The sequence below is a fragment of the Plantactinospora solaniradicis genome, assembly GCF_042658085.1.
Lineage (GTDB): Bacteria > Actinomycetota > Actinomycetes > Mycobacteriales > Micromonosporaceae > Plantactinospora > Plantactinospora solaniradicis.
Window position 1 is genome coordinate 152,186 of the sequence record NZ_JBHSPR010000017.1, and the last position, 24,055, is coordinate 176,240.

A 24,055-nucleotide genomic window follows, 5' to 3' on the forward strand; every position below is an offset into this window, starting at 1 on the left:
GTCATCCAACCGGTGGCCCGGAGCGGATCAGTAGGTACGGTCGAGCCGCTCGGCGGCGGCCGCGTCCGTGGTCTGGTAGTACTTCGCAGCCTTGTTGACCTCCTGCGCGGAGGCGGAGGTCAGGGTGTTCAGTCGACTGTAGAGCTGTTGCAACTGCTCTCGGGCGTTGCTGACGCCCTCGACGACGGTGACGAACATCCGGCCCTCGGCGTAGCCGATGCCGAGGTGCTGCTGCACGTATCTCGCGGCCGCGTCGGCGTCGTCGGTCAGGTCACCGACCGCGGTGCCGAACTCGCGGATGCCGGTATGGTCTGCCTTGAAGGACAATTGTCCTACCCCCAGGTCTTCCGTCGCCCCCGGAGCCGGCCGCCCGGGCGCCACTGCCCGGATACCATACACATTTACGCATGCCGACAGGATTGCTAAATGGACACGTCTTTCGCCCTTCCGGTCAGCGCGCTGGACGCCGTCATGCCCCAGGTGGATCGCTGCGCCCGGCACGGGCTGCCCTCCGCCAGACGGGTCGACTTCGCGTTGCAGTCCCGACCGAAACTGACCGAAAGCAACCCGGCGCTGGGCGGCAACGTCCTGGCCACCGCCGGACGGGTCGGCGAGCACGCGGGCAAGGTCCGGGTGACCCGGATCGCCGGCTGGCCGCTGTGCGCCAGGTGCGTCCGTACCCGCCGCTGGTGGCTGCTGGTCGCCTCCGTCTGCTTCTGGGGCGGCCTCGCGCTCCTGGCCGGCGCGATCGTGGCCCGGATCGTGGCCGGGCAGTCGGCCGTACTCGGCATCCCGATGATCGGCGGGATCGTGCTCGCCATCGCCTCGCCGGCACCGTTCGTCCTGGCCAGCCTGCCCCGGATCACCAAGGCCCGGACCTCGGACGACGGCGGCGCGGTGCTGGTCCGCGACGCACACCCCGAGTTCGCCGCCCAGGTCCGGGCCACTGTCGACCGGCTCCCCCAGCACCCCGGCTGAGCACCGCGCGGCGCCGCCGTCCGACGACGCCGCGCGGGCTATCCGACCGGGTACGCCCGGAGGATCGTCGTGCTCACCGTGTTGCCGTCGACGTCGGTGGCGCTCAGCCGGAGTGAGACGTCCCCGGTAGTCGGGTTGACGTAGCTGGCCACCCAACCGGTCCCGTCCGGGCGGACCGGAGCCACCCGCCAGGTGCGGCCCTCGTCGGTGGAGATCTGCGCCGTCAGCACCCGGGTCCCGACCGGACCCTCGGTACCGGCCCTGCTCAGATCCAGCCGCAGCCGTACCGCCCGACCGGCCGGTCCCCGGTTGCGGTCGTCCACCTCCGCCCGGGCCCGCACCCCGAGCAGCGGCAGCGCCGTCCGCTCCGCCGCGCGCCCGGAGGAGAACGACCAGGTCGCGGCGACCGAGGTGGAGGTGGTGAAGAGCGGCGAGATCCGTTCCGCCGCCGCCCGCAGGGTGTACCGCCCCGGTTCGGCCGGTACGGCGAAGTCCCCGTACCCGACGGCGTCCCAGCGGTCCACCAGGACGTCGTCGCGGTACAGCTCGGTGATTCCCCGGAGCAGTGGTTCCGGTGGCTCGGCGGTCACCGCCGGACGGATGTTGCCGGTCGAGTCGGCGAAGAGTGGCACGCGTACCCGGATCAGGTCCTGCTCCCGGTACGCCCAGCCGGCACCGTCGAACGGGTCGCGCGGGGGCAACGGGCCGAGCACCGCCCTGTTCCAGTCGACCACGGCGGTCTGCCCGGCGGTGTAGCTGGTCGTTTCCCGGTACAGTTCGTCAAGGCCCCACTCGTAGTTCCACTGCACGGATCGCCAGCGCCCCGGCGTGACGTAGTCGGTCCGGGTGAACGGCCAGGGCACCACCGACACGCTCTCCAGTTCCAGTCCGTCGAGGAGCGCGAGTTTCAACTCCGCACCGATGCCGTCCCCGCCCTGCGCGTGGTAGGTGGTCCGGACCGCCGCGAGATCGCCGTCGCGCAGCCGGTGACCCGTCCGGGCCGGCACCTGCCCCCGGTTGGTGAACGCGGCATCGTAGCGGTACGGACTGGCGGCCAGTTCGGTCCAGCTCACCCGCGCCTGCGCCGTCCCGGCGAGCGCGACCAGCCGGTCGAGGGCGGGGTCGACGGTGTACGCGACGGGAATCGACGCCTCGGACACGTCCGGAACGGTTCCGCCGAGAAGCACCGCCCGGCCCCCGGCCGAGGCGACGTTCCGGATCCGCTCGGCGACCAGGTCCGCGTTCCGGGCCTCGTCCCCGGTCAGCCGGAGCAGCACCAGCCGACCCCGTACCGGCAGCGTGGCCAGTTCGGCGGGGGTACCGGCACCGCCGTACACGGTGGACAGTGGATGGCTGCCGAGCAGGCGGGGCACCTGCCGGCTACCGTCGGCGTACGGCTGGACCCGCACGGAGAAGCGTTCCGGGGCGGTCACGTCCAGCCGGAGTTCCGGCTCCTCCAGCATCTCCCGGTGGTAGTACGTGAGCCGGGGATTCGAGACGTCCGGCACCGAGGTCGCGTAGACCTCGCCGTACCGGTCCAGCGGCAGCGCGAAGTCGATCCTCTCCCGGGGATCCGGAAAGTCCCGCACCACGACCCCGAGCGAACCGCCCATCCGCTCGGCCGTCGGCCGGTCCACGGTCACCGAGACCCGCCGCGCCGTCCTGGCGTCCAGGGTGACCGAGGCCCTGTCGGTCACGACGAGTTCCGGATGGACCAGGACCGTACGGCTGCCGACCGACAGCGGTTCCGGCGTGCGTACCGCCGAGACGAGCAGGAAGCTGCCGGTCGGCAGGGTGATGGTCTGCCCGTCGGTGGCCGTTCCGGCCAGCGCACCGGTGTCGAGGTCGAGGAAGAACGCCCGGTTGTAGCCGTCGCCCTCGTCCTCCGGCGGCGCGGCCGGAACGCCCCGCCGGTCGAGCAGCGTGACCCGCACCGGGTACGCGGCGGAGCGGTGCCCGCTCGGCTTCGACGCGCCGTCGACGACGTACCGCAGCGACGGCTGGTCAGGGGTGCCCGGAATGATCCGGCGGGACGCCCCGGCCGGCGTCGGCGGTGCCGGGCGTACCGTCACGGCGGCCATTGGCCCGGACCCGGCCGACGACCGGGTTCCGGCGACCGGGAACGGGATGACCAGCAGGGAGGCCACCAGGGCGGCGGCGAGGTTCATCGGCCGGTCTCCTGGGCCGGCAGGAAGGTCGGGCCGGCGGCGAGTTCGGCGAGTCGCTGGTCGGTGAAGACCGACCCGGTGAGCGGGGCCCGGGACTCCGCCAGCGCGAACGACGCGACGGCGGGGCACCACCGCACCGTGACCTCCACACCCTCGGCGAACCGGGTCGCCGAGGTGCAGGTGACATCGGGCGGGTCCGTCGCGGTCCTCCCGGGCCCGGATCCGCCGCCACCGGCCGCCGGGACGTCCCCGTCGAGGGCGGTGGGATCCGGAAACCGTGCCGTCCTGACCCGTACCGCGACGTCACCCACCAGCACCGTCCGGCAGTCTCCGCCTTCCGGGGCGCGGGGCGGCCAGGGCCCCGGCGGTGGCGTCCGCGCCGTACACAGTTCCGCGTTGCCGGGCTTCTCCGTACGGCGCGGAGGATCCGCCGCCGCCCGGGCGTCCCGCAGGGTCACCGCGATCTCACCCGCCCGGTCCCCGGCGTACACCACCGCTACGGCGTCGAGGAGCCGGACGCCCCGCAGCCCCTGTCCCGGACGTAGCACCTCGAGGTCCGGTATGTCGCGGGCGCTGACGTCGTCGCCCGCCGGGGCCCGCCGGATGGTGTGGTCGGCCGGTAGCGCGGCGGCGATCCCGTCGAGGATGTCGGCGCTGTTCCGGACCCTGCCACCGGACGGAACCGACCGCGTCGGCGTAGCGGCGCCGCTGGCTGACGTCGCCGGCCCGTCGGCCACCGCATCCGGGCCGGGCGTCGACCGGCCGACCGAGGAGATCCCGACCGCGACCGCGACCGCGACCGTCAGTACGGCCAATCCGCCGGCCCCGATGGTCAGACCGACCCGACGACGCCGCTGCTCGGTCCGTCGGGCGACCGCGAGCATCACCTCGGACGACGCCATCGGGGGCACCGGCCCGGTCAGCAGCTCGTCGAAGACCTGCCGGACGTCGTTCATCGCACCTCTCCCAGTGACTGGTTCCCGCTCCTCGACCGGCCTCCGCCGCTGACGCCCCGGGCTCCGCCGCTGACGCCCCGGCCTCCGCCGGTGTTGTCCGTGCTCTCCCCGGTGATGTCCCGGCCGACGACCGCGCGCAGTCGTTCCAGACCGCGCGCGGTCTGGCTCTTCACGGTGCCGACCGGTACGCCGAGCACCTCCGCCGCCTGTTCGATCGACAGGTCCTCCCAGAACCGCAGCACCAGGACCGCGCGCTGGCGGGGCGGCAGGGAGGCCAACGCCGCTCGCAGCACCAGCCGGCTCTCGATGTCCGGCGCGGCCACCGGCCGGTCCAGATGGGTGCCCTCGTGTCCCGAGCTGTGCTCCCGGCGCCAGGGTCGCCGCTTCTCGTCCAGGAACACCCGGAGCAGGATCCGGCGGACGTACTGGTCGAGCACCTCGTGCCGGGTGATGCCCCGCCAGGCGCGGTAGAGCTTGGTGAAGGCGATCTGGGTCAGGTCCTCGGCCAGATACCAGTCGCCGCACAGCAGGAACGCCGTCGTCCGCATCCGGGCGCCGCGTGCCGCGTAGTAGTCGGCGAACTCCTTGTCCCGGTCGTCAGCCGAGCGGAACAGGTGTAACCCCATGAATCCGGCTCCCTCCGTCGAGATAGACACGGAGCGACCCGTCCGGCGGGTTCCAGGAATCTATCCGCGATGTCGGCGCTGGAAGGTCAGCGGAGCGGAAGTTTCGGGCCACCGTCGAGCAGTTCGACCATCAGGTCGCCGTACTCCTCGATCCGGGACAGCACCTCGGCGGCGGGGAACTGGCGGACGGCACCCGGCTCGCCCTCGGCCGCGGCCTCGACCTCGGCCCAGGTCAGCGGCGTCGACGCGGACGGGACGGGTTGGGCCCGCAACGAGTACGGCGCCACCGTCGTCTTCGCCGCGTTGTTCTGGCTCCAGTCGATGAACACCTTGCCCGGCCGGAGTCGCTTGGCCATCTGCGCGGTGATCGACTTCGGTACCTCCCGGGCCAGTTCCTCGGCCACCCGCCGGGCGTACCCGGAGACCACCTCGGCGGACTGCCGGCCCGAGATCGGGCAGCTCAACTGCATGCCCTTGCGGCCCGACGTCTTCGGGTAGCTGGCGATGCCGTCGGCGTCGAGCCGGTCCCGGATCAGCAGTGCGACGCCGCAGCACTCGGCCAGTCCGGCCGGTGCGCCCGGGTCCAGGTCCATCACCATCAGGTCCGGGTCGGCCCCGACCCGCCACTGCGGGACGTGCAGTTCCAGGGCGGCCAGGTTGGCCAGCCAGACCAGCGTCGGCAGGTCGTCGCAGACGACGTAGTCCAGCACCTCCCGGTCCTTCGACGAGCCCGGTGACGGCAACCGTTCCAGCCGTACCCAGTCCGGGGTGCTGGCCGGTGCGTTCTTCTCGAAGAAGAACGACGCGTCGACGCCGTTCGGGTAGCGGATCCGGGTCAACGGCCGGTTCCGCAGGTGCGGCAGCAGCGCGGTCGACACCCGGGTGTAGTAGTCGATCACCTCGCCCTTGGTGAACCCCGACGCCGGGTAGAGCACCTTGTCCAGGTTGGACAGCTCCAGTCCGCGGCCCTCGACCTCGACCCGCACCCGCCGCTCAGCCGGCATGCTCGCCCTCCTGGTCAGCCGACAGGCTCGCTCCCCGGTCAGCCGACAGGCTCGCTCCCCGGTCGGCCGACAGGCGCGCTCCCTGGTCAGCCGGCATCGACGTCCGCCGCACTCTTGTCGGTACGCAGCCGGCGAATCCGGGGGAACCGCAGCCGGCCGTCCGGCGTGCGCTGGCCGTACTTCACCTCCACCACGATTTCGGGTCTTACCCAGATCGCGCCCCGGGCATCCTCCCTGGGCACCGTGCCGACGAACGGTGATCCGGCGCTGCGCAGCGGCTCGAGGACGGCGAGCAGTTCGCGCTCGATCGCCGCGCCGATCCCACCGCCCACCCGACCCCGGTACACCAGCCCCGCGCCGTCCGGCGCCGGAACCCCGACCAGCAGCCCGCCGATCCGGCGTACGCCGGGGCGCCAGCCGCCGACCACGAAGTCGTCGGTCACCTCCAGCTTCACCTTCAACCAGTCCGGCGACCTCAGCCCCGGCCGGTAGACGGAGTCGACGCGCTTGGCGACCACACCCTCCAGGCCGTGCTCGCCGGCCGCCTGGTAGGTGGCGAGGCCGTCCGGGAAGACCGGCGGCACCGCCCAACGCGGCCCGCCGAGGCCGAGGGCCTCCAGCGCCTCCCGGCGACGTCGGTAGGGCCACCCGGTCAGGTCCTCGCCGTTCCGCCGCAACAGGTCGAAGATCATGTACGTCACCGGCAGGCTGGCCGCCAACCGCGCGGCCCGGCCCGGCTCCCGGACGTGCATCCGTTCGGCGAGGGCGGTGAACGACGGCTGCCCCTGCTCGGTCAACACCACCACCTCCCCGTCCAGCACCGCGTCGTCGGCCCGCTCCGCGAGCTGCCGGCCGAGCGCGGCGAGTTCGGGATAGGCGGCGGTGATCTCCACTCCGGAGCGCGCGTACAGCCGCAGGGAGTCGGCGGTGGCGTCACCGACCGCCCGTACCCCGTCCCATTTGAACTCATACACCCAGCCGGGGCCTGTGGGCAGCTCCCCGGTGGTCGCGAGCATCGGCTTGACCGGCGTGCCGGGCACGGTCCCCACTCTAGGTCCGCCCCGAAACCCTCGCGTCCGGTTCGATCCGATGCGATCCTGGATCAGACCGGTCGTCCACACCGGCGACGGCGGAGGTACCGGCTGCTCAGGGGGGCTCATTCACTCGGCTGGGTGAATTTCCGCCCGGATGGGGGAAGGTACGGATCATGCGGGCTATCTGGCGGGGCGCCGTCTCGTTCGGGCTGGTCTCCATCGGGGTACGGGTCTACTCGGCCACCGAGGAGAAGGACATCCGCTTCCATCAGGTGCACCGCACCGACGGTGGCCGGATCAAGTACAAGCGCACCTGTTCGATCGACGGCGAGGAGGTCAGCTACGACGACATCGCCAAGGGTTACGACATCGGCGGTGGCGAGATGGTCATCCTCACCGACGAGGACTTCGCCGAGCTGCCGCTGAGCACCTCGCACGCGATCGACGTGCTGGAGTTCGTACCGGCCGAGCAGGTCGATCCGATCCTCTACAACAAGGCGTACTTCCTGGAGCCGGACGGCGCGGCGGCGAAGCCGTACGTGCTGCTGCGGGACGCGCTGACCGACTCGGAGCGGGTGGCCATCGTGAAGGTGGCGCTGCGCCAGCGGGAACAGCTCGCCACCCTGCGGGTACGCGAGGGGGTGCTGCTGCTCAACACGATGCTCTGGCCCGACGAGATCCGCCGGCCCGACTTCGGGTTCCTGGACGAGGACATCTCGGTACGGCCACCGGAGCTGGCCATGGCGAGTTCCCTGATCGACTCGATGGCCGGGGAGTTCGAGCCGGACGTCTTCACCGACGACTACCGGGCCGCGCTCCAGGAGGTCATCGACGCCAAGGTCGAGGGCCGGGAGGTGGTGCAGCCGGAGGAGGTCGAGGAGGCGCCGGCCGCGGCGGTCGACCTGATGGCCGCGCTGCGGGCCTCGGTGGACCGGGCCCGCGCCGCCCGTGGCGAGGAGCCGGCCGGAGCCGGCGCCGGAAAGCCCACTCCGATCTCGTCCGCGAAGTCCGCCCAGAAGGCCGCGGCCTCGAAGAAGGCTGCGCCCGCCGCGAAGAAGGCCGCCAAGAAGACGGCGGAGAAGTCCACCGGCACGAAGAAGGCCACCGAGGCCAAAAAGACCGGCACCGCGAAGAAAACGACCGCCGCCAAGAAGACCACCGAGGCCAAGAAGACCGCCGCGAAGAAGGCCGCCCGCAAGTCCGCCTGAGCCCCGGGTGTAAGGAAGGGCCCCTTGTTATCGCTTTCTGCATAAGAAGGGCCCCTTCCTAACCACTGTGTCTAGTACGCGGGGGGCAGGCCGAACGGGTAGGGCAGCGGGGGCGGGGTGGCGTGCTGGGCGGCGCAGTGCGTGCTCCGGGGGCCTGGGCCGGTGAACGGCGGGACGTAGCCGGTCAGTGTGGCCAGTCCAGCCGCGACCGTGGCGGCGCCGGACTCGATGTCGAACTCCACCAGGGCCCGGGTGAACGGGTTCCGGGCGTTGGCCAGCCGTACGGCGTTGCGCCACGCCTGCTCGCGCCAGCCGATGATCACGTCGAGCACGGTGCTGTTCGGGATCCCGGTGTCGAAGCCGTACGGGTCGAACCGGGTCAACAGCTCGGCCAGCAGCGGGTCCATCACCTCGGCCAGGATCTTGTTCACCTTGTCGTGGTCGGGCTTCCGGCTGCTGCCGTCGGGTGCGGTCAGCCCGACCCGTTCGAGGACGTACGGCAGGTCCCGGTTGATGTGCGCGTTCATCCCCAGCATCAGGTCACCGGCGCCGGTCAGTCGACGGGACCGGGCCGCGTCCAGGGCGGCCAGCCAGGCGAGCGGCACGGAGGAACGGCGACCAGCGGCCCAGTCGTCGTACGCTCGGTAGTAGTACTCGGCGAACAGCGCCCCCTCGCGGTTCACCCAGCGGTTGTCCGCGAAGAATCCTTCCTGGTCACGCCCCCACTTGAAGCCCTGGGTGGTCCGCAGGTACGCCAGCGCGAACGTGCTGTGGTGGTCGCAGGACCGCCCCAGCGACGCGAACCGCTCCCGCAGTTGCGCGATGGTGCCGTCAACGCACTCGTTTCCGCCTTGTGGGCAGGTGTCGGGGATGACGGCAGAGGTCGCGACCCCGTCCGAGGTCGGTCGGGCGAGGGCCGGTGGCGCGAGGGCCAATGCCCCGATCACGCCCAGCACAGCGGCCAGTAGCGCACGTATTCGGGCCATTCTTCCCATATTCGCCCCCTGAGATGATGATTCACGTCAATGTCGAACATCATCCCCAATCTGAGTGACGAGTCAGGAATATCGGTCCGATAGCCGACTTGACCAGCAACTACAGCCGGTTCGGTTGCTACCCTGTCGATCCCCACTCTCGACCCGGCCACCGCGCGTCGTCCACCGGACTCAAGCGCCGGCACATCTCCCAGATGGCCACGCGGTTCCGCTCGTCCCGCACCGACGCCGGCCACCGGGTGGGCCGACCCCGGCTGTCGACGTACGTGCCGTGCATCCCGGCCAGCTCGGGGCTCGACGCGAGATGGGCACTCGACCTCGACGCGTCCACCACGGCCCGACCGCCGTAGAGCACCGGCATGAGCAGCTTCAGCAGCGGCACGACCGGGCGGGCCAGCACCGGGTACGTCGTACTGGCCAGGCCCTTGTTCATCGAGGTGCAAGCGTGGCCCGGGTAGGCCACGTTGACGGTCACCCCGGTCCCGGCCAGCCGCTCGGCGAAGGCGTAGCTCATCGCCATCAGCGCCAGCTTGGTCTGGTTGTAGGAGGACAGTCCGACGTAGGACTTCTCACCCTGGAGGTTGTCCAGGTCGATCCGCCCCCGTGGGATTCCGCCGGTGACGTTGACCACCCGCGCCGGTGCGGACGCCCGGAGCACCGGCAGCAGCAGGTGGGTGAGCGCGAAGGGCGCGAGGACGTTGGCCGCGAACGCGGTCTCGACACCGTCCTCGGTGAGTTCGCGTCGGTTCGCGACGACTCCGGCGTTGTTGACCAGTACGTGCAGGGCACCGTACCGGTCGGTCAGCTCGCCGGCCAGCCGACGGACGTCCCGTTGCCGGGTGAGGTCGGCGGTGAGCGCGGCGATGTCACCGTTGCCGGTGTCCCGCCGGATTTCCTCGACGGCCGACCGGGCTCGACCGAGGTCCCGGCCTACCAGCACCACGCGGGCGGCCAGCCGTGCCAGCCGGCGGGCGGTCTCCTTGCCGATTCCGCCCGTCCCACCCGTCACCAGCACCGTCCTGCCGTGCAGCGTCGTCACGACAACCTCCTCGGCTACGAGGTCTCGCCGGGGGTCGCCGAGACCGTCCCGGCAAGTCTATGACACTAGGTGTCATCTTTGACATCAGGTGTCGAAAGGTAAACTCGGGTGCGTGAACGACGACAGCGCCACGGACGGGGACAGCGCCACGGACAAGGACAGCGCCACGGACAAGGACAGCGCCAGGGACGGGCTGCGGGAGCGGACCCGCCGAGCGGTACGCGCCGAACTCTCCGGTCTGGCCTTGGCGATGTTCGCGGAGCGCGGATTCGACCAGACGACGGTCGACGAGATCGCCAGGGCCGGTGGCCTCACCAAACGCAGCTTCTTCCGCTACTTTCCGGCGAAGGAGGACGTGGTGTTCGGCGGGGTCGACGTGCTGGGCGAGCAGGTCGTCGAGGAGATCCGCGCCCGGCCCGCCGGGGAGGACCCGTGGGAGTGCCTGCACCAGGTGCTACGCCGCTGGGAGGAACGGATCCACGGCTCCGAGCGCGAACTGGCGGCACACCGCCTGGTCGAGTCGACTCCGTCGTTGCGGGCCCGCCGACACGAGAAACGGGAACAGTGGCGTTCCCGGGTCAGCGCCGCCCTCCGGGACCGGGCCGGCGCCACGCTCGACAGCTTCACCGCCGACCTGCTCACCAACGCCGCTTCGGCCGCCCTGGACACCGTCTCCCGGGAATGGCTGCGCTCGGGCGGCACCGCGGACCGGGCCGCCCTGACCGACCGGGCCTTCGCCCTGCTGCGCCCCGCCTTTCTCGGCGACCGAGGGCGGCGGTGACGGTCAGCGGTTGCCGCGTACCGCCACCTCCGCCAGGCCGGCTCGCGCGTACGGCACCTCGGGCAGGTCGGTGAAGGTGACCCGGACGTGCCGGCCGAGCCCGGTGAACAGGGCCTGCTGGGTCGCGGCGGTCAGGTCGTTGTCGGTGCGGTCGAGCACCCGTACCCAGTTCTGGGCGTCCGTGGAGGTCTCCACGACGTAGCCGTACCGGAACTCGGTGCCGTGCGGATCTCCGGCCGGTATGTCGGCGCACTGCCCGGCCGCCAGTACACCGACGGTGTTCGGCTCGCCGCCGCGTACCGGCGCCGGCTGGTTGCCGACGCAGGCCAGCACCCCGGGTACGGCGTTGTCGGAGACGACGACCGGTGCACTGCCGGTCCGGTTGCCGACCAGGCTGACCGGTCCGGTCAACTGGTTGCCGGTGAGGACCAGCCGGCCGGTTCCGCCGACGAGCGACACCGCGCCGCCGATCCGGGACCCGGTCACCTGTACCGCCCGCGCGCCCAGCGCGGAGAGCGGTCCGCCGATGGTCGCGTCGGTGGCGGCCAGCGCCGCGCCCGGCAGCACCGTGACCGGTCCGGTCACGGTCGCGCGGTCCAGACAGGTCACCCCGGCGAGTACGGTCAGTGGCCCGGCGTGCCGGCCGGTGACGGTCCGGGTGCAGGCGTTCCGGAGGTCGGTGGCCGGGAAGGTCAGCTCGATCCCGGTCAGCGTGTACCAGCGGCCCAGGTCGACCTGCCAGCTCTGCCCGGTGTCACCCGTCGCGGCCCGCCAGGCGGTGGCCGGGTCACCGTCGACGGCGAGCCCACCGGGCTGCCCCGCCAGCGCACTGGTCGTACCCGTCGGACGGCCGCCGGAGAGGGTGACCGGGCTGTCCCCGGCGGTGTACCGGGTGTAGTTGTACAGCCGCTTGGCCTGCGGCAACGGGTGTCCGGTCAGCTTGGCGGCCAGGTCGCAGGGGCCGTTGCTCTTGATCGTCAGGGATCGGCCCTGGATGTACTCCACGACCTCCTCCCGGTCGTCGCCGCAGAAGTCGGCGTGCCAGAGCCGGGCGGTCGAGTCGAGGGTGCTGATCACGTCGCCGGCGCCGTTCATGATCGTGGTCGGCTCGCCGCAGCCCCGGTTCCAGACCATGATCAGGTCGCTGTAGTCGCCGGTCCAGTTGTGGATCGGCTCCGGGATCGAGCCCCAGCAGCCGCGCGTCTCCCGGGCCTCCCGCCAGACGTGCTGGCCGTTGACGTCGAGCAGGAAGAGCCCGTCGTAGCCGTTCGCGCTCCGGTCGATCCGGTCCAGGCCGAGGGACTCCAGGCCGGGCCGCTCGGGCAGGTAGTCGCCGGTCATGATGTTCTGGGTCTCGACGATGTCGCCGTTGCGCCAGATCTCCGCCCCGGTACGCCCGTCGTGCGCCACCGCGGCGTCGCCGCCGAGCATCAACTCCAGTTCCTCGTTGCCGGTGATGTCGGCCATCCACATGGTGTCGGCGTGTCCGTCGCCCTGGTGCCGCCAGAGGAGTTCGCCGTCCGGGCTCAGCATGTCGTAGCCGACCATGATCTCCTGGCGCCCGTCGCCGGTGAAGTCGTACGGCCACGGGTAGTGGCCGGTGTTGCCCGGGTGGGTCCAGAGCACGGCACCCTGGTTGTCCAGCGCCCAGGCGGTGTCGTAGCGGTCCTTCAGGACGATCTCCCGGGCGGTGTTCCCGCCGCTGAGGTTGGCGAAGATGATCGCGTCGTGGGCCAGTCGGTCGGGCAGGGCGAAGTCCCGGACGAGCTGACCGGTCCGACCGTCGAAGATCATGAAGCGTCCCTCGACCGTGGTGTCGCCACCGGGGTGCATGATCGCGACGACCTCGTTGTCTCCGTCGCCGTCCACGTCGTGCACCTGGGCCGGGATGTCACTGCCGTTGTTGCGCCCCCGTGGGTCGACCGTGCCGGCCTGCCAGAGCCGGGTGCCGTCGAGGTCGTACGCGGTGAGCGCGGCGACCAGCGCCCCCTCGTACCGGTCGTCGGCCGTGTAGTGGGGTTGCATCATCACGACGTCCAGCCGGCCGTCTCCGGTGACGTCCCCGAGCAGTGGCCGGGCCCCGCCACCGGCGGCACTGGTGTCGAAGCTGGTTACCACGGTCGGCTCGATCTGGGCGGCGACCTGGCCGGTCCCGCCGGATGCCGCGATCGCGCCATCCTGGAAGACGGACCCGGCGACGCCGTGGCCCACCACCGGCTCCCCGGCGCCGGCCGGACCGGCCACCGAGACGGGTGCGACCAGCAGGACGAGCGCGGCACCGGCTCCCAGCGCCCGCCGGTGCCTCGTCGATGGCTTCCGCGACATGTCGCGACCTCCGGTTCGATCCGCCCCGTGATGAATCGTTTCAAGACGCGCCGCCAAGATATCGGCCTCGATGTATCCCTGTCAATGACCACGTCGGGCGCCGGAGGACGCCGCCGGAGCACCGCCAAAGTCGGCGGTACCGGCCCCGGACCGCCGTTTGCGGCAGGATGGAGCCGTGACGGATGCGGTGATCTTCGACCTGGACGGCGTACTGGTGGACTCGGAACCGGTGTGGGAACGGGTCCGCCGACGGTACGTCGACACCAACGGCGGACGATGGCAGCCCGACACGCAACGTCGGCTGATGGGCATGAGCACCGGCGAATGGGCCGGCTACCTCGGCGAACTCGGCGTGCCCGGCACGGCCGACCAGATCGCGGCCGAGGTGATCGAGGAGATGGCCCGGGAGTACGAGGTCCGGATACCGGTCGTCGACGGCGCCCCCGAGGTGGTCCACCGGGTCGCCCGGCACTGGCCGCTCGGACTGGCCAGTTCGTCACCGCCCCGACTGATCGAGGTGGCGCTGGCCGCCATGGGGCTGACCGACCAGTTCCGGGTGACGCTCTCCACCGAACAGGTGGCCCGGGGCAAGCCGGCCCCGGACGTCTACCTCGCCGTCGCCGACCGACTGGGCGTGCCGGCCGACCGCTGCGTGGCCGTCGAGGACTCCAGCAACGGGGTACGCTCCGCCGCCGCGGCCGGAATGCGGGTGGTGGCGGTTCCGCACGCGTCGTACCCGCTCGACCCGGACGCCGAACAGCTCGCGGCGCTGGTCATCCCGGACATCACCGAACTCACCGAGGAAACGCTGCCGCCCACCCGGTCACCACGGATCCTGGAGGTCTCCTGGGGCCGGATGGTCGTGGACGGGCTCGGCGAGGACAAGGACTTCAAGCTGTACCCCGGTGGCGGACGGCCCTGGGACTGGACCGAGACCGGCACCCGGCACGAGCCCGGAATCCAGCCCGCGGACGTCGAGGAACTGCTCGCCAACGGCGCGACCCGGGTGGTCCTGTCCGAGGGCTTCGACGGAGTTCTCCGGGTGGACCCGGCGACACTGCGGTTCCTGGCTGAGCGGGACGTCGAGGTGTACGTGGCGCCGACCGGCGAGGCCGTCGAGCTCTACAACACGCTCGCCACCCGGGAACCGGTCGGCGGCCTGTTCCACTCCACCTGCTGACCGGCGACGCACCGCCGGGCGCTCGGTCAGCGGGGCAGCAGGAGCAGCTTGCCGCTGGTACGCCGGCCCTCCAGGTCGGCGTGCGCCCGTGCGGCGTCGCCGAGCGGATAGGTCGCGCCGATCCGGACGGAGAGCCGGCCGGCGGCGATCCAACCGAACAGGTCGCCACTGCGGCTCAGCAGGTCGGCCCGGCTCGCCACGTGCTGCGGCAGGGTCGGCCGGGTCAGGTAGAGCGATCCCCCGGCGGCGAGGCGTTCGGTGTCGAGTGGCGGCAGCGACCCGCTGCTGGTGCCGTACGCGACCATCAGGCCGCGTAGCCGCAACGCGGCCAGACCGTCGTCGAACGTGGTCCGGCCGACTCCGTCGTACACCACCGCGGCTCCGGCGCCCCCGGTGACCTGGCGGACCACCTCCGCGAAGGTGTCGTAGCGGGCGGTGTGGTCCGCGCCCGCCTGGCGGGCCAGCTCGGCCTTCTCGTCGGTCGAGGTGGTAGCGACGACGACACCGCCCCTGATCTTGACGAGTTGGGTGAGCAGCAGGCCGACCCCACCGGCGGCGGCGTGCACCACGACCACGTCGCCGGGCGCCACCGGATGGGTGGTGTGCGACAGATAGTGCGCGGCCAGGCCCTGCGTCATCGCCGCCGCCGCGACCGGGAAGTCGACGTGCTCCGGCACCGGTACGGCCCGGTCGGCCGGCACCACCACCTGCTCGGCGTAGCCGCCCGGAACGCCCACCCAGGCCACCCGGTCACCCTCGGCGAAGCCCTCGACCCCCGGTCCGACCGCCGAGACGGTGCCGGCGCCCTCCTGCCCGGGAATCGCCGGCAGGTCGCCCGCGTACGGCGGTATGCCCTGCCGCTGGTAGATGTCGGCGAAGTTGACGCCGGAGGCGGCGACGTCGACGAGGAGCTGGCCGGCACCGGCCTTCGGGGTCGGGGCGTCCACGACCTCCAGGACCTCCGGTCCACCGTGCTGTCGCAGTTGCACCGCCCGCATACGCACATCCTGCCCCGGACGCCGCCACCGCATCCCGGGATCGCCCCGGATCGGTGCGACCCGCTGGCGTGTCGTCGGCGCGCCCCGGGAGAGCTATCCGTTTCGGCGCGCGGCGACCAGGAGCGGACCTGATGATCGCCGGTTCACCGGTCGCCTTGACCGCGAATCCTAGGATGCGGTTCATCGGTGACGGTCGAAATTCCAGATCATGGCCCGGAAAGCTGATCGGAGTAACCGTGTCATCCATCGACGCCCAGGCGCTGGCAACAGCATTCGCCGGCATCGGCCTCTTCCTGCTGGCCGGCTCCACCTGGCTCCAGTACCGCGAGAGTCGCAAGAGCCGGAGCCTGATCGAATACCAGATCAACGCCGACCTGTCGGACCGGATCCTGAAGCTGGTCCCGAAGCTGACCGGGGTCCTCAGTCTCCCCGAGGACGGGATCGACAAGGACGACCGAGGTGTGCTGGTCGACCTGTTCCTCATCTACGCCCAGGCGCGAAAGGCGGACAGGTTGGGCCTGTATCGCGATCCGGACTGGGACGGGTTACGCGACGAACTCGCGTTCTGGGCCAACCAGCCGAAGGCGGTCGTGGCGTTGGCCGAGTTCCGGCGCTCCGGTGAGGGTTGGCCGCCCGGATTCTTCGAGTTCATGGACTCCGAACTCGACGCGTTCCGCAGCCGGAAGGCCGCCCGTACGCCGGACTCCGGGGCCGAGGGGGCGGGTCCGGCTACGACGTGATGCCGGCGTCGTGCCGGGCGCGGGCCTCGCTGATGGTGGGCTGGTTCACCACGGCCCATTCGCCGAGGGCCACCACCAACGGCAGCAGCGAACGTCCCAGGCCGGTCAGCGCGTACTCGACCCGGCCGGCGACCTCCGGCCCGGCGGTACGACTGACCAGTCCGTCCCGGACCAGCCCGCGCAGCGTACGGGTCAGCATCCGGCGGCTCAGGCCGTGCACCGCCCGGTCCAGCTCGTTGAAGCCGTAGCCACGCTGGCTCAGCAGCGAGAGCACCAGCACGCTCCACTTGTCACCGACCCGGTGCAACACGTCCGAGGCCGAACACGCCGCCCGGTCTGCCAGGGTGACCGGCACCCGGATCCCGACCGCCGTACCCGGGGTCGCGTCGTCGTCGCCAGGGGACATCGATGTGCCTTCTTTCGCCCATTCGCCGCCAGCGGAAAGGATCAGATTATCCGCCGGCCGACAGTCGGCCGCCGGCCGAACGAGGAGACGCCGGATGAGGACCGTGGTGATCACGGGTGGCACCAGTGGCATCGGCGCGGGCCTGGCCCGGCAACTGCTGGCCTCGGGCGACCGGGTGGTGGCGATCGGCAGCAGCGCCGCCAACGGTGCCGCGCTACAGGCCGAGGCGGCCCGGCAGGGCACCGCCGAACGGCTCACCTTCCACCAGGTCGACCTGGGCTCGATGGCCCGGACCACCGAACTCGCCGCCGAGCTGCGCGGCCGGTACGACACCGTCGACGCCCTGGTGCTCTGCGCCGGGCGGTACCACCCGACCCGTGGCGAGACCGGGGAGGGCCTTGAGCGGACGTTCGCGCTCTACGTACTCAACCGGTTCCTGCTGCCCGAGTTGCTGCACGAGCCACTGTCCCGCGCGGACCGCCCGGTGATCCTGAATCTCTGCGGTACCGGCGGCATCCCGGCCGGGAAGATCCACTGGGACGATCTTCAGCTCCGGCGGCGCTACGGCGGCTTCCGGGCGACCATGCAGGGTGCCCGCGCCAACGACCTGCTCGGCGTCGCGTTCGCGGCCCGCCATCGGGACAGCGGGATCAGGTACGTGCTCTACAACCCGTTGTTCGTCGACACCGGGCTGGCCGAGCCGTTCCGGCAGCCGACCCGGACGCTGGTCAAGCTGCTGGCGCGGCTGTTCGCCGCACGGGTGGAGCAGATCACCCCACCGCTGCTCGGGCTGCTGACCGATCCGCCGGCAGCACCGCTGTCGGCGTTCCGTCGGGGCGTACCGGTGGATCTGGGCCGGCCCGAGTTCGACCGGGCGACCGCGTTGCGACTGCACAGGGTCCTGGCCGCCCTGGCGCCCCAACGGGCCGGCTGAGCCGCCCGGGGGCGGTGTCGGCTATCCGTCACGGTCGGCCGGACCGGCTCGCGTCGCGGGGGTCGGAGCGGGTCGACGACCGGCTGTCTGATCTTGGGCCGGGCATGCCCCGCCAGAGCGCGAAACACCAGCCGGCAAAGGCGTCCGGGCGCCGGAGAGCCGGTCCCGGCCCCGCAGGCCGTACGCCGTTCTGGTCCTGTTTTGGGTAATACGAATCCGTTACGCGTATTACTTCGCTCCGTATCAAGACTGTTGCTCTAGGTAATTGTCTGCGTAACATGCCCGATGTGCAGGCCCTACTGGAGGAGGTCGCTGGAGGGCGAGGCGTGGAGCGGATCCGCCGGCCAATCCGGTAGAGGCCCACATCGCCACAAACTTCGCTGGCATCGTCGTCGGCGCCGTGGGACGCCCCCACGGGCCGGTCGACGTGCGAGAACCCCGGACGATCCGCGAGAACGGTCAACCGTATGTCAACTTTTCGATCGACGCTGCGCCGTGCCTTCCACCAGTCCGGCGCGCAGCACGTCCGTCGGGCCGCCCATCGAATAGCCCTTCGGACCCGGGCCGGAGCCTTCCGCAACGAGATCGGCGTGGTGCTGCATGCCGACCACACCGACATCCGGGGCACCGAACTCGCCGTCTACAAGGGCAACCTCGATCGGAACGCGGTCGCCGCCTGGCGCCGCCTGGTGGCCGAGGTCCGGCCGACGGTGGCCATCGACGTCGGCGCCAACTACGGCGAGGTCGCCTTCTCGACCTCCTACTTCGGGCTCCGCGAACTGCACCTCGTCGAGCCGAACCCCGCCGTACTCCCCTGGCTGCGTAAGACGATCGCGGCGGCCAACGGCGACTATCCGGGGACCGTGCTGCACGCCGGCGCCGCCAGCGACCGTTCGACCACCGCCCGGCTCTACCTGCACGAGCACACCGGCGTCGCGTCGCTACGGGTGCCGAACGACCGGGGTGTCGAGGTGGAGTGCTTCCGGCTGGACGAGCGGATCCACCTCCGCGACGACGACTCGCTACTGTTCAAGATCGATGTTGAGGGGCACGAGCAGGCCGCGCTGGAGGGGATGGCCGGGCTGTTCCACAACCGGAGCGTCGCCGGGATCTGCGAGGTGCTGCACGCCGACGACGACCTCCTCGGCTATCTCTGCGATCGCTTCGCCGTCGCCCTCCAGTACGCCGGGACGGAGCGGCCGGTGGACGAGCAACAGCTTCGCGACACGGTGGCCCGGGCTCGCGAGAGCGGTTGGGGCGACCTCGGTAAGGACGTGGTGGTGCGGTCCCGGTGACCCGGGCTACGGGGAGCAGACGAAACGCGGGTCGGCCCAGACGCCCACGGCGCCGCCCGACGGGCTACTGGTCACCAGGTCGACGAGACTGGCCCGGGTGACGTCCACGTCGATCTGCTCCGCCTGGTCCGCCCGGCTGCGTACGCCCGACTCGAACACGGTCACGTCGTCGGCCCGTACCGCGAAGGTGACCTCGGCATCGTCGGCGCCGACGTCGATGACGGCCCGCAGCCGCTCGCAGCCGGCCGGCGGTTGCACCCGGAGCCGGCTGGGTGCGGCGGTGAGCACCGCGCGCGGATAGACCTCGCCGCGCACGGTCACCGCACCGGGCGTCGCGGGGACCGTCGTCGACGTCGGCGACGGCGTTGACGGCGTTGACGGCGTCGGCGCCCCCTCCACCAGCATGGGCAGGTCGGACAGGCGGTAGGTGACCTCCGGTCGGGCCGTGGGGTCCGGGCTGCGGGTCGTCACTCCCGGCCAGAGGTTGAGGGCCATCACCGCCAGGCCCACGGCCAGCACCGCGACCACCGACGCCATCGCCCGGTGCCACCCGCTCCCCGAGCCGGGCGCCACGGCGATCCGGGGCGCCGACCGGGCCGCGCCGGACGCGGCCGACGTGCGGGGTGGTCGGGTCCGGGCCGGACTGACCCGGGCCGGAACGAGCGCCGGCCGGCGGCGTGCCGCCAGGTCCTCGATCCAGCCGAACAGGGCGACCGCCACGGCGATCAGCACCCAGGCGGCGCCCAGCCGGACCGTGACGGTCGCCACCCAGCCGGATACCGGGACCGGCGCGAGCAGTGCCCCGGCGAGCACCCCCGCCGGCAGGTGCCACAGGTAGATCGTGACCGCGCGGGCGTTCAACAACTCGATCAACCGGTCCAGCGGCCGGATCCGGCCCAACCAGTCCAGCCGGGGCCGGAACCGCAGCACCGTCGCGACGAACGCCATCGACCACAGCGTGTTGCCACCCGCGACCCGGTTCAGGTCGTAGTTGCCGCTCGACCAGCCCACCAGCAGCACCCAGGCGGCGCCGGTCACCGCGAGCGCGGCCACCGCGACGGCGTACCGTCGGGCGGGGATCCGGCGCAGCAGCCCGTCGTGGTGTGCGAACCCGAGCAGCCAGCAGGCCAGGTACGTGCTGACGTTGGTGGCCTGCTCGTTGAAGTAGCCACCGACGTTCACCACGTTGAACCGGAATGCGATCGGCAGGGCGATGGCCAGGGCCAGGCTGTGCCACGGCCAGCGGCGGAAGAGGGCGAGCAGGACGGGCGAGAGCACCACCAGCCAGAGGTAGGTGACGATGTACCAGAGCACGACGTTGTAGGCCCAGGCCCAGGACTGGCCGCCGACCGGCGGGGTCCGGGCGGGGAAGATCCACCAGACCAGTTCGCCCCAGCCGAGCGGGGCCGTCGGAGCCGTCCGCCAGCCCGTGACCAGCAGCAGCGTCACCGCCACCGCCGCGAACCCCCACAGCGGCGGCAGCAGCCGGCGCAGCCGCCGGCTCACCGCGCTGTTGCCGGTACGCCCCAGCGAGCTGGCCATCAGCGACCCGGCCAGGGCGAACATCAACCCCATCGCCGGGAACAGCACGGTCAGCCAGATCCAGCCGAGTACGTGGTACGCCACCACCCGGACGAGGGCCGCCGCCCGCCACAGGTCGAGGTACCGGTCCCGCCCTCCCGAGCCCGGGTCCGGCGCGTCACCCGGTCCCGGGGGTACGGCCGCAGCCGTGACCACGGTGTCAGGTGACGTCGTCATCGGTGTCTCCAGGTCTCCGGTCGGACGCCGCCCGACAACGTTCATGGGCGACTCGTGCGTCGTCGGTCACGGGGTGACCCGGGCCACCCCGCCTCGGTGACCCGTACGCCCCGGCGCCGCCCTCGACCACCGGCCCCGCTGACAGGCCGGGGACAGGCGATGTCGACAGACGGACCTTGCCCATCAGTCCTACCCGACAAACCTGAGCGATTCCTGGCCAGCGCTCATATCGGGTCCGCCGTCACGCCGCCGGGGAACCTCCGGGGCCACCCGACCACTTTATGATCATCGGGTCGCCGCCATGATCATCGCTCGGGTCCGGCACCGACCGCGCGGGATCGTGACATCCCACACCCGTCTCCGCGAGCCCGCCCGAAACCCCGGCGAGTCACCTCGACCCACAGCAAGATGGTGATCGGCCGGGGAGCATGCGAGGCTCAACCCGCGTGTCGAGGCAACAGGTGATCGGGTGTGGCAGCACCGGATGAGGAGTCCACCATGAAGGCAGCCGTCTACCACCGCACCGGCGACCCGTCAGTGCTGGAGGTGGTCGACCGGCCGGTCCCCGAGCCGGGTCCCGGCGAGGTCCTGGTCCGGGTCGCCGTTTCCGGAGTCAACCCCACCGACTGGAAGGCCCGCCAGGGCGACGGGTCCGGCGCACCGCCCCGGCAGGGCTGGCAGATCCCGAACCAGGACGGTGCGGGAATCGTCGAGACGGTCGGCACCGGCGTCGACGCGAAACTGGTCGGTGAGCGGGTCTGGATCTGGGAGGCGGCCTGGCAGCGCCAGTGGGGGACGGCCGCGGAGTACACCGTCGTACCGGCCCGACAGGTGGTACGGCTCGGTGCCGCCTCCTTCGACCTGGGTGCGAGCCTCGGCATCCCGTTCCTGACCGCACACCGTTGCCTGACCGTGGGCGAGACGATGCCCGACCGCCTCGACGTCGGCGCGCTCACCGGCCGTACCGTGCTGGTCCAGGGCGGCGCGGGGGCGGTCGGCAACGCGGCCATCCAACTCGCGCGCTGGGCCGACGCCACCGTCATCACCACGGTCAGCAGCGCGGAGAAGGCGCAGCTCGCGGTGGCGGCCGGCGCGTCATACGTGATCAACTATCGCGACGAGGACGTGGTCGCCGAGATCAGGAAGATCGTGCCGGACGGGGTGGACGCGATCGTCGAGGTGGCCGCCGCCAGGAATGCGGAGATCGACTGTCAGGTGATCGGCGCCAACGGCGCGGTGGCGGTGTACGCCGACGACGGCGGCGCGCAGCTCACCCTGCCCGTCCGGCCGCTCATGGTGCCGAACGTGCGGTGGCAGTTCGTACTGGTCTACACCCTGCCGCCGGTCGCCAAGGCGCACGCGGTCACGGACGTCGCCGCCGGGGCGGCGGCCGGGGTCCTCCGGGTCGGCATCGACGCCGGCCTCCCGCTGCACCACTACCCGCTGGCGGAGGCCGCCGACGCGCACGCCGCCGTGCAGAACTCGGCGGTCGGCAAGGTGCTGGTGGTCACCAGCGAACAGTGACCGACGACCCGCCACCACCGCCGCCCAGGATGGTCGCGAGCCGTGGGCCGAACCGGGCGAGGGTGGACCGGGTCTCGATCGCGGGCAGGCCGAGCACGGTCGAGCGGGCGACGACCACCGCACAGAGCCGCCCGGCGGCCACCCCCAACTCGACCGCCTGAGCTGCCGGATACCGCGACGCCGCCTCGGCGAGCGCCGTCGCGTCCCCGGCGCTGGCGGCCTCGGCCAGGAACACCAGCAGGACGTGCCGGTCGGCGGGGACCGTGCCGTCCCCCGGCCCGGCGTGTACGTAGGCACAGCCGGTCAGCCGCCGCCGGGCGGCGTCCACGGCCGACCTCCGGAGGCCGCCCAGCCACTGATCCGGCAGGTCGGCCGCCACCGACACGTGGCCGACCTGGTAGTCGTCCCGTTCCAGCATCACGGCCGCCTCCAACGCCAGCGCGGCCAGGTCGGTCTCCGGCGCGTACTCCCGACCCTCGTCGTCGACGAGCACCCGGCCCGTCGGCGTCTCCACCACCCGGTAGCCACACTCCTCCACCAGGTCGATGCTGTCCCCCGTCACCTCGCCGAGCAGGGCCGCGAGTTCCGGTTCCGCCCGACCGGCGGCATCGCGTACCGCCTCGGCCGGGGTCAGGCCGAGCCGCTCCGCCGCGTACGACGCGAGTGCCGCGCTGACCCAGATGTCCCGCCAGTCGATCCGGCTCAGTTCGATCGCCGAGAGCGCGTCGAAGGCGGCCCGCACCTCGATGGCGGCCCCGGTACGGATCGCGGCGAACGCGCGGCGGCGGGCGAAGGTCGCCAGCGTGTAGAGGTCGTCCGGGCACAGGCTCGACCGGAGCGACCGGCGACCGGCGGCGTCCAGCCCGGCGTACCCGGTCACGAGTGCCGACACCGCCGCGTCGGCCGGCGCGTCGACCCAGCGCCACAGACCCTCGGCCGCCGTGGCGTAGTCCACCCTCCACAGGGGAGACTCGTCCGCCGTCCCCGCGCGGGTCGGCCCGACGCCGAGAAGGCCCTTGCCGGCGCCGTCGTCAGCGGACGCCGCGCGACCTTCCGGCCACGGCGCACTCATACCCGTCGACGGTAGCCCATCCCACCCAACATCGGCAGACTTCCATGAATTCGGCACCCGGCACCGGTCGGCACCTGCCAAGGAACTCGGCACCTACCAAGGAACTCGGCACCTAAGGAACGAGGACGATCTTCCCGCGCAACCGCCCGGCCTCGACCAGCCGGTGCGCGTGGGCCGCCTCCGCCAGCGGCAACGAGGCCGCCACCCTGGTCCGCAGCCGCCCCTTGGCCACGTCCGCCATCAACTCGGCCAGCATCGTCCGGTCGAGCCGGACCATCACCGTGTGCTGGTGTACTCCCCGGGCCGGGTCCAGCGGCGGAACCGGGCGGGTCGTCACCAGTGTGCCGCCGTCGGAGACCGCCGCCCCGGCCGCCGCCCCGATCGGCACCGCGTCGAGCACCGCGGGTATCGGCCCGAGGCCGGCCAGGTCGGCCGATCGGGGCACCACGTCGGCGACGCCGAGGCTCCGCACCCACGCCTCGTCGTCGTGGCTCGCCACCGCGACCACCCGATGCCCGGCCCGGACCGCCAACTGGGCCGCGAAGCCGCCGACCCCGCCGCTCGCGCCGGTGACCAGCAGCGTCGACCCGGGTGCGAGGGGCAGCAACGCCAGGGCCTGCCGCGCGGTCAGCGCGTTCAGCGCGATGGTCGCCGCCGCCGCCGTGTCGATCCCGTCGGGCACGCCGACCAGCCACTCCGGGTCGGCCACGACGAATTCGGCGTACGCGCCGGAAGTGCCCCGGGTCAGATGCCACGGCACCATTCCCGCGACCCGACCGCCCGGCCGGTGCTCGGTGACGTCGTCGCCGACCGCCACCACGTCCCCGGCGAAGTCCCAGCCGAGCACGAACGGCGGTTCGATCGGACCACCGGGAATCAGCCCGATCCGCGCCGCCACGTCGGCGGGCTGCACACCCGCCGCGCGGATCCGGACCAGCACCTTCCCCGGGCCGACAACCGGGTCCGGTCGCTCGACCACTCGCAGCACACCGGGACCGCCCAGCGCCGTCACCGCCACCGCTCGCATCGCTCGC

22 protein-coding genes are annotated in these 24,055 nt (G+C 72.0%); 8 read left to right on the forward strand and 14 right to left on the reverse strand.

The features are described from left to right. Positions 1 to 27: 27 nt before the first annotated feature. On the reverse strand, positions 28 to 327 hold the full coding sequence (locus ACFP2T_RS20385; protein ID WP_377424176.1) for a type VII secretion target: 300 nt from the start codon (positions 325 to 327) through the stop codon (positions 28 to 30). A gap of 99 nt (positions 328 to 426) precedes the next feature. Here ACFP2T_RS20385 and ACFP2T_RS20390 point away from each other — a divergent pair, with 99 nt between their 5' ends. Further along, positions 427 to 978 carry a hypothetical protein gene (locus ACFP2T_RS20390; protein ID WP_377424178.1) on the forward strand — a complete coding sequence of 184 codons (552 nt, stop codon included), beginning with the start codon at positions 427 to 429 and terminating at the stop codon, positions 976 to 978. A 38-nt stretch (positions 979 to 1,016) separates the two neighbouring features. On the opposite strand, the gene ACFP2T_RS20395 is transcribed toward ACFP2T_RS20390, so the two are convergent. The 5 genes from ACFP2T_RS20395 to ligD (ACFP2T_RS20415) all read right to left on the reverse strand — a co-directional run bounded on the left by ACFP2T_RS20395 (position 1,017) and on the right by ligD (ACFP2T_RS20415) (position 6,772). Beyond that, positions 1,017 to 3,146, reverse strand: coding sequence for a hypothetical protein (locus ACFP2T_RS20395; RefSeq protein WP_377424180.1), 2,130 nt, complete (start codon positions 3,144 to 3,146; stop codon positions 1,017 to 1,019). Further along, on the reverse strand, positions 3,143 to 4,102 hold the full coding sequence (locus ACFP2T_RS20400) for a hypothetical protein (RefSeq protein ID WP_377424181.1): 960 nt from the start codon (positions 4,100 to 4,102) through the stop codon (positions 3,143 to 3,145). Before ACFP2T_RS20400 ends, ACFP2T_RS20395 begins: the two co-directional genes overlap by 4 nt. Then, a complete protein-coding gene (locus ACFP2T_RS20405) occupies positions 4,099 to 4,728 on the reverse strand; it encodes a SigE family RNA polymerase sigma factor (RefSeq protein ID WP_377424183.1) in 630 nt (209 codons plus the stop codon). Before ACFP2T_RS20405 ends, ACFP2T_RS20400 begins: the two co-directional genes overlap by 4 nt. Positions 4,729 to 4,814: 86 nt before the next feature. Next, positions 4,815 to 5,732: a non-homologous end-joining DNA ligase gene (gene ligD, locus ACFP2T_RS20410; RefSeq protein WP_377424185.1), complete on the reverse strand. Its 918-nt coding sequence runs from the start codon at positions 5,730 to 5,732 to the stop codon at positions 4,815 to 4,817. Positions 5,733 to 5,818: 86 nt separating this feature from the next. After that, positions 5,819 to 6,772, reverse strand: coding sequence for a non-homologous end-joining DNA ligase (gene ligD / locus ACFP2T_RS20415; RefSeq protein WP_377424187.1), 954 nt, complete (start codon positions 6,770 to 6,772; stop codon positions 5,819 to 5,821). A 167-nt stretch (positions 6,773 to 6,939) separates the two neighbouring features. On the opposite strand from ligD (ACFP2T_RS20415), the gene ku reads away from it, so the two are divergent. After that, the gene (ku, locus tag ACFP2T_RS20420; protein ID WP_377424189.1) at positions 6,940 to 7,974 is read left to right on the forward strand and encodes a non-homologous end joining protein Ku; all 1,035 of its coding nucleotides are present in this window, start codon (positions 6,940 to 6,942) and stop codon (positions 7,972 to 7,974) included. A 71-nt stretch (positions 7,975 to 8,045) separates the two neighbouring features. Here the strand turns inward: ku and ACFP2T_RS20425 are convergent, their stop codons facing one another. Both ACFP2T_RS20425 and ACFP2T_RS20430 read right to left on the reverse strand, forming a co-directional pair. After that, positions 8,046 to 8,960: a DUF5995 family protein gene (locus tag ACFP2T_RS20425; protein WP_377424192.1), complete on the reverse strand. Its 915-nt coding sequence runs from the start codon at positions 8,958 to 8,960 to the stop codon at positions 8,046 to 8,048. Positions 8,961 to 9,087: 127 nt separating this feature from the next. Next, complete coding sequence (locus ACFP2T_RS20430) at positions 9,088 to 10,008, reverse strand: SDR family NAD(P)-dependent oxidoreductase (protein WP_377424195.1); 921 nt, start codon at positions 10,006 to 10,008, stop codon at positions 9,088 to 9,090. Positions 10,009 to 10,120: 112 nt separating this feature from the next. Here ACFP2T_RS20430 and ACFP2T_RS20435 point away from each other — a divergent pair, with 112 nt between their 5' ends. Then, positions 10,121 to 10,789 carry a TetR family transcriptional regulator gene (locus ACFP2T_RS20435; protein WP_377424196.1) on the forward strand — a complete coding sequence of 223 codons (669 nt, stop codon included), beginning with the start codon at positions 10,121 to 10,123 and terminating at the stop codon, positions 10,787 to 10,789. A 3-nt stretch (positions 10,790 to 10,792) separates the two neighbouring features. Here the strand turns inward: ACFP2T_RS20435 and ACFP2T_RS20440 are convergent, their stop codons facing one another. Further along, on the reverse strand, positions 10,793 to 13,114 hold the full coding sequence (locus ACFP2T_RS20440; RefSeq protein WP_377424198.1) for a discoidin domain-containing protein: 2,322 nt from the start codon (positions 13,112 to 13,114) through the stop codon (positions 10,793 to 10,795). Between the two features lie 175 nt (positions 13,115 to 13,289). Between ACFP2T_RS20440 and ACFP2T_RS20445 the strand changes: the two genes are divergently transcribed. After that, on the forward strand, positions 13,290 to 14,294 hold the full coding sequence (locus tag ACFP2T_RS20445; RefSeq protein ID WP_377424200.1) for an HAD-IA family hydrolase: 1,005 nt from the start codon (positions 13,290 to 13,292) through the stop codon (positions 14,292 to 14,294). Between the two features lie 26 nt (positions 14,295 to 14,320). Here the strand turns inward: ACFP2T_RS20445 and ACFP2T_RS20450 are convergent, their stop codons facing one another. Continuing rightward, the gene (locus ACFP2T_RS20450; protein WP_377424201.1) at positions 14,321 to 15,292 is read right to left on the reverse strand and encodes a quinone oxidoreductase family protein; all 972 of its coding nucleotides are present in this window, start codon (positions 15,290 to 15,292) and stop codon (positions 14,321 to 14,323) included. A 236-nt stretch (positions 15,293 to 15,528) separates the two neighbouring features. Between ACFP2T_RS20450 and ACFP2T_RS20455 the strand changes: the two genes are divergently transcribed. After that, entirely contained in the window at positions 15,529 to 16,032 is a 504-nt protein-coding gene (locus ACFP2T_RS20455) for a hypothetical protein (RefSeq protein WP_377424203.1), read from the forward strand. Here the strand turns inward: ACFP2T_RS20455 and ACFP2T_RS20460 are convergent. Then, complete coding sequence (locus ACFP2T_RS20460; protein ID WP_377424204.1) at positions 16,022 to 16,438, reverse strand: winged helix-turn-helix transcriptional regulator; 417 nt, start codon at positions 16,436 to 16,438, stop codon at positions 16,022 to 16,024. The two genes, ACFP2T_RS20455 and ACFP2T_RS20460, sit on opposite strands and share 11 nt — an antisense overlap. 94 nt (positions 16,439 to 16,532) lie before the next feature. Between ACFP2T_RS20460 and ACFP2T_RS20465 the strand changes: the two genes are divergently transcribed. Both ACFP2T_RS20465 and ACFP2T_RS20470 read left to right on the forward strand, forming a co-directional pair. Then, positions 16,533 to 17,372: an SDR family NAD(P)-dependent oxidoreductase gene (locus tag ACFP2T_RS20465; protein ID WP_377424206.1), complete on the forward strand. Its 840-nt coding sequence runs from the start codon at positions 16,533 to 16,535 to the stop codon at positions 17,370 to 17,372. Between the two features lie 467 nt (positions 17,373 to 17,839). After that, entirely contained in the window at positions 17,840 to 18,667 is an 828-nt protein-coding gene (locus ACFP2T_RS20470; protein WP_377424207.1) for an FkbM family methyltransferase, read from the forward strand. A 6-nt stretch (positions 18,668 to 18,673) separates the two neighbouring features. Here the strand turns inward: ACFP2T_RS20470 and ACFP2T_RS20475 are convergent, their stop codons facing one another. Further along, positions 18,674 to 20,425, reverse strand: coding sequence for an acyltransferase family protein (locus ACFP2T_RS20475; RefSeq protein WP_377424208.1), 1,752 nt, complete (start codon positions 20,423 to 20,425; stop codon positions 18,674 to 18,676). Between the two features lie 498 nt (positions 20,426 to 20,923). Here ACFP2T_RS20475 and ACFP2T_RS20480 point away from each other — a divergent pair, with 498 nt between their 5' ends. After that, positions 20,924 to 21,949 carry an NADPH:quinone reductase gene (locus ACFP2T_RS20480; RefSeq protein ID WP_377424209.1) on the forward strand — a complete coding sequence of 342 codons (1,026 nt, stop codon included), beginning with the start codon at positions 20,924 to 20,926 and terminating at the stop codon, positions 21,947 to 21,949. Here the strand turns inward: ACFP2T_RS20480 and ACFP2T_RS20485 are convergent. After that, on the reverse strand, positions 21,933 to 23,021 hold the full coding sequence (locus tag ACFP2T_RS20485; RefSeq protein ID WP_377424210.1) for a hypothetical protein: 1,089 nt from the start codon (positions 23,019 to 23,021) through the stop codon (positions 21,933 to 21,935). The genes ACFP2T_RS20480 and ACFP2T_RS20485 overlap by 17 nt on opposite strands. 112 nt (positions 23,022 to 23,133) lie before the next feature. Then, a complete protein-coding gene (locus ACFP2T_RS20490; RefSeq protein ID WP_377424211.1) occupies positions 23,134 to 24,048 on the reverse strand; it encodes an NADP-dependent oxidoreductase in 915 nt (304 codons plus the stop codon). Positions 24,049 to 24,055: the final 7 nt, after the last annotated feature.